The sequence below is a fragment of the Pedobacter sp. genome, assembly GCF_035566355.1.
Taxonomy (GTDB): domain Bacteria; phylum Bacteroidota; class Bacteroidia; order Sphingobacteriales; family Sphingobacteriaceae; genus Pedobacter.
The window spans coordinates 1-5,203 of record NZ_DATMRL010000397.1; the positions used below are offsets into that span (position 1 = coordinate 1).

The window sequence follows — 5,203 nt, forward strand, 5'->3', positions numbered from 1 at the left end:
AAGATGACAAAGGAAGAACAGGACATATACGATCAAGAGTTGAAGAGGAAGTGGGATAACGAAGCCGTTAGGGAGCAGTCATTTCTTGATGGTGAGGAGCAGGGTAAAGAGCTTGGTAGGATTAAAGAAAAGAAAGAAATCGCTCAATCTTTAAAAAAGATGGGTCTGTCTTCGGAACAAATCACAGAGGCTACTGGTCTTACCGCTGAAGAAATCGAAAAACTGTAATCATCAATTCATGTAAATATGAGCAGATGAAAATCTGCTCATATTTACATGAATTCTCCATATCCACTTGCGCTGGCAATTCAATTATTACAAAATTTTGCTTTAAACTATAGCCTAAATAGAATATTTTAGGTGAAGTGAAAAAAATATAACCATATATTGAAGTAGAATATTTACTATTGCGGAAAGATTTAGTTATATTTATTTAAGCCTACCTATGGTTTGTTTAGTAACCGGCTTTGCCTTAGCAATATGTAAATGAATAGGATGTACAATAAGCTTTCTGACGCTGAATTAACTGCTTTACTTAAGGAAGGGGATGAGGGGGCTTTTACCGAGGTTTACCAGCAATATTCGCCGGAGTTAACGGCATGGGTGAGCAGAAAGGTGTTGTCGCTGGATGATGCGCATGATCTGGTGCATGATGTTTTTATCCATGTGTGGCTGGATAAGGGGAATGTAACGGCTGTTAAACCTTATCTGTATTATATTACCCGGAATAAGATTGTTGATTATTTCAGGAAGAACGCGAGCCGCAGGGAATATGCAATTTTAACACAGCTTGTGAATCAAAAGCAGGAGCCTCATATGGATCCGGTTGCTTCTATTGAGGCTAAAGATCTGCGGGAAAATCTGGAGGCTGCGATTGAGCAGCTGCCGCCGCGTACCAGGGAGATCTTTAAACTCAGCCGGCAGGAAAATTACAGCACGGCCGAAATTGCGGCTAAACTGGGCCTGAGTGAGCAGACGGTAAAGAACCAGTTGAGTACGGCCTTGCATTATTTAAAAAATACAGCAGACAGATTGTCTATTCTGGCTCTGCTGTATGTATTGTATAATTAAGTCCAGTCTTTCTCTTCGAGGGTAAAGATCTCTTCTACGGTGGTGTTAAATATTGCGGCGATTTTTAACACCAATATGCTGGATGGTACAAATTTTCCAATTTCTATGGAGTTAATGGTCTGTCTGGAAACATTTACTTTATCAGCTAATGCGGCCTGGGTAAGGTTGTGCCTGGCACGTTCTACTTTTATAGTATTCTTCATGGTTTGGGCTTATGCCATAAAGATGTATAACCTGGAATAGCGGATCAGGTTTGCAAGTGCAAAAACAATAATCAGAAAGTAATTGATCGAAATCAGATCGAAGGAGATGATGTGGTTTTGATACAGATTGCTGATCACGAGTTTAATAGTATAGCCTGCAATTAATGCGATAAAAGCCGAAGAAGACCTGATGGCGGTCGATCTTTCATCTTCTTTGACCTGAAAGGAGATGAACAGGGTAAACAGGCCTACCAGCAGCGGAATTTCAGCAGTTGATGACTTTGACATAAACAGGATTGGAATTCCCACTATAATAAGGAATAAGCCAACGAAGGGAGAGATTTTGATGAGAGTTTTCATAACATAAAGATTAGTTTAATAATCCAAATGTACAGTTTGTTTATTTAAAAGACAAGTGTATTTGTCTTTTATTTTTATAATTTGAATAGCTAATAGTGGAGAGGCCTCTCCATTACACTATTTAACACCTGATAAGAATTCAATTTTTAAAGTATGTAATCTATTTTTTTAGCGAGCCAAGGTGTTTGTAGGTATTGATGAGCAAACCGGTAGGTGTGGACTTGGAGCTGACAAACTCAAGTTCCCGGGCGTCAATACTGTCGGACAATAAACGTTTACCCCGGCCAAGCAACACTGGATAGGTGATGAGCACAATCTCATCGGCTAGCCCCTGGTCTAGCAATACAGAAGTTAGTGTAGAACTTCCTACAACGATTACATCGGGACCATCTGTGGATTTGAGATGTCGAATTGCTGCTACAATATCCTCGCCCAGATCTTTCACAGGGCCCCATTCCAGGCTGTCTGGTCTGTGGGTGGCGATGTATTTTGTTGCGGCGTTTATGGCATTTGCCATTGGGAAATCTCCGGCATTAGGCCAAAAGCCACTAAATATATCGTAGGTGTTGCGACCAAGCATCAGGTCGAAGTTTGGACCATATGCTTCAAAAAGCATTGCCGCCCCGGCAGGGCTTCGGTAGGGAGTTGTCCATGCGCCATAGATGTAATCTCCGTCATGTTCTATTATACCATCGAGGGAGATATGTTCGAAAATTCTGATCTTTCTCATTTTGTTCTATTGGATTATTGTTATCCAAATTTACAGAGAGGAAGTTATATAAATGAGGTGCAATCGCGACAATATGAGGGTATTTTTTAACCATTTGTATTTGCCAAAAGAGAGGTGAATGATATAAATAAAAAAATATTTCATTTTCTTATAGTACCAACTGCTTACTGGTACGTGTTATTGTTTAATAGCACCAGAAAAAATGAATGCAGAAGAGTTAGATCAATTATTAGAAAAGTACCTTGAAGGGAAATGTACACCAGAAGAAACGCTGCTGGTGGAGCAATTGGTGGATAACTACGACAATAAAAGTACAGCCTGGACGGATCTGAACAATAATAAGCAACAAGTATGGCTGCAACAGCTATGGGCGGAGATCAAAGCGAGTATGCTTACCTATGAAACTCAGTATTTAAAGTTCAAGAGGTTTAAGTTATGGTCACGCATCGCTGCGGCAGCAGCCGTTCTTTTAATCGTTGGCGCCGGCCTTTTCTTCTATACTCAACGTCATCTCGAGGGAAGCGCAGCGACTAGAGACCCGTTAGCTAACGACATCAAACCTGGTGGCAACAAAGCCTATTTAGTATTGTCTAATGGCAAACGTGTATCCCTAACTGATGCGGCTAATGGTGAGCTTGCGAAGGAAGCGGGAGTGGAGATTACAAAGACTGCTGATGGACAGGTGATATATACTGCGAAAGCCCCCTCTCTGCCTGCGGCATCTCTCCCCGGAGGGGCGAGAGGTAGCGTGGGGGCTAACAGTGATGGGATAAAATATTCGAATGCTCTCAATACAATCGAAACCCCCCGTGGGGGGCAGTATCAGATCCGACTCCCTGACGGATCCAAAGTATGGCTCAACGCCGCTTCTAAATTGATTTATCCTGTTTCCTTTAATGGGCGTGGGCAGCGGGTGGTTGAACTTAGTGGCGAAGCCTACTTTGAAATATTTAAGAATAAACTCCAACCTTTTGTAGTGAAATCCAAAAATCAAGAGGTTACTGTATTGGGAACTCACTTTAACATTAACAGTTATAGTGATGAAGGTAGTGTGAGGACTACGCTATTGGAGGGAAGCGTGAGAGTGAACGAGGTTACGCTTAAACCAAATGAACAATCTGTGCTGGTTAACGGTAAAATAGCGGTAAGACAAGTAGATCCTGCACTTGCTGTGGACTGGAAAAACGGGCAGTTCATTTTTGAAAGTGAACCCTTACCCAGCATCCTTCGCAGGGTAGCGAGGTGGTACAACGTCACCATTATATACACTAATACCGATAAAAACAATACCACTTTCAGTGGCGTCGTATCACGGGCAGATAACGTATCCAGTGTGTTAAGAATGCTGCAGAAAACCAGTAAAATAAAATTCACGATAGATGGCAATACCGTGAAAGTAGAATAGCATCATCAAATCCGGGCCTAACCAGCCCTTAAATAACCATATCAACTAATATTAACCGACAAAAAAAATGAAAAAGATTAAAGGCAAAGGAAGTTAATACGACCAGGTTTAGAAGATAAAAAGCCATGAAGGGATTCGAGCACCTCCATGGCAGTGTATCTGAGTTAACCCAAAAAACAAATTCTGAGATCATTTAACGTATTAACCCAAACAACACGAAAGTATGAATTTAAATGCTTTTAACCTAGGTATGCTACGCCTGTGGCTGCCGCCAAAACTATTATTAATTATGAAACTGATCATAATTATCATGACCACCTGCCTGCTGCAGGTTAGTGCCGCCACTTTTGCGCAGAAGTTTACTTATGCGAAGAAGGATGCGACCTATAGCCTGGTCTTTAAAGAGATCATCAAACAGACAGGATATAAGATCTTGTATTCCGACCAGATCCTGGATAAAACCAAAACCATCAATGTAGATTTCAAAGGAGCAGAATTGAAAGAAGTGATGGAAACCCTATTGAAAAATCAAGCCCTAACCTATGAAATAGATGAAACAACCATACTTATAAAAGAGAAGGAACCTACCTTTCTGGACCGCCTGGCTAAGCGCTGGGCTAGCATTGACGCTAATGGGCGCGTGGTGGATTCGGAGAATCGCCCGCTACCAGGCGCGAGTGTGAAGGTGAAGAAAACAGGGAAGGGCGTGAGTACGGATAAGGATGGGAGGTTCTTTTTGAGGGGAGTGGAAGAGGGTGCTGTGCTGGTAATTTCTTTCATTGGGTATTTGCCAAAGGAAGTGAGTGCTTCGGCGAACATGGGAAACATCGTACTGGAGCAGAGCTTGTCGAAACTGGATGAGATCCAGGTGATTGCTTATGGTACAACGACACAGAGACTTTCTACTGGTAATGTGACTACGATCAAAGCAGACGTGATCGAAAAGCAACCTGTGAACAATCCACTTCTTGCATTGCAGGGAAGAGTGCCGGGATTGTTTATTGAACAAGCGACAGGATTTGCGGGGACAGGAGTGAAAGTTAGGGTCCAGGGAACAAATAGTTTAGCTAACGGTAATGATCCATTGTATATAATTGATGGAATTCCTTTCACTTCTCAATTGTTGTATTTAGGGGACGACTTAGCTTCAGCTTCTGTACAGGGAAACTCAGGTGAGGGTTCTCTAGGAAGTCCATTAAGTTTTATCAACCCCTCTGATATCGAAAGCATAGATGTATTAAAAGATGCGGATGCTACAGCTATTTACGGTTCTCGTGCAGCAAATGGAGCTATACTCATTACCACTAAAAAAGGAAAATCGGGGGATACTAAAGTGAATTTGAACCTTCAATCTGGTTGGGCGAAGGTACCGCGGAAGCTGGATCTGATGAATTCATATCAATATCTTGAAATGAGACGAGAAGCACTCAAAAA

At 41.8% G+C, this 5,203-nt stretch carries 6 protein-coding genes and 1 pseudogene; 4 read left to right on the forward strand and 3 right to left on the reverse strand.

The window, feature by feature from the left end:
- Nucleotides 1-228, forward strand: a pseudogene (locus tag VNZ46_RS15165) (Rpn family recombination-promoting nuclease/putative transposase); the annotation flags it as partial.
- Between the two features lie 258 nt (nt 229-486).
- A complete protein-coding gene (locus tag VNZ46_RS15170; RefSeq protein WP_325560911.1) occupies nt 487-1,071 on the forward strand; it encodes an RNA polymerase sigma-70 factor in 585 nt (194 codons plus the stop codon).
- Here VNZ46_RS15170 and VNZ46_RS15175 read toward each other — a convergent pair.
- From VNZ46_RS15175 to VNZ46_RS15185, 3 genes are all read right to left on the reverse strand, one after another.
- Nucleotides 1,068-1,274, reverse strand: coding sequence for a helix-turn-helix transcriptional regulator (locus VNZ46_RS15175; RefSeq protein WP_325560912.1), 207 nt, complete (start codon nt 1,272-1,274; stop codon nt 1,068-1,070). The two genes, VNZ46_RS15170 and VNZ46_RS15175, sit on opposite strands and share 4 nt — an antisense overlap.
- Nucleotides 1,275-1,283: 9 nt before the next feature.
- Nucleotides 1,284-1,634 carry a hypothetical protein gene (locus tag VNZ46_RS15180; protein ID WP_325560913.1) on the reverse strand — a complete coding sequence of 117 codons (351 nt, stop codon included), beginning with the start codon at nt 1,632-1,634 and terminating at the stop codon, nt 1,284-1,286.
- Between the two features lie 160 nt (nt 1,635-1,794).
- Entirely contained in the window at nt 1,795-2,364 is a 570-nt protein-coding gene (locus VNZ46_RS15185) for a dihydrofolate reductase family protein (protein ID WP_325560914.1), read from the reverse strand.
- 202 nt (nt 2,365-2,566) lie between these two features.
- On the opposite strand from VNZ46_RS15185, the gene VNZ46_RS15190 reads away from it, so the two are divergent.
- Both VNZ46_RS15190 and VNZ46_RS15195 read left to right on the forward strand, forming a co-directional pair.
- Nucleotides 2,567-3,769, forward strand: coding sequence for a FecR family protein (locus VNZ46_RS15190; RefSeq protein ID WP_325560915.1), 1,203 nt, complete (start codon nt 2,567-2,569; stop codon nt 3,767-3,769).
- A 289-nt stretch (nt 3,770-4,058) separates the two neighbouring features.
- Nucleotides 4,059-5,203: SusC/RagA family TonB-linked outer membrane protein (locus tag VNZ46_RS15195; protein WP_325560916.1), on the forward strand; the 1,145-nt coding region annotated here is incomplete at its 3' end.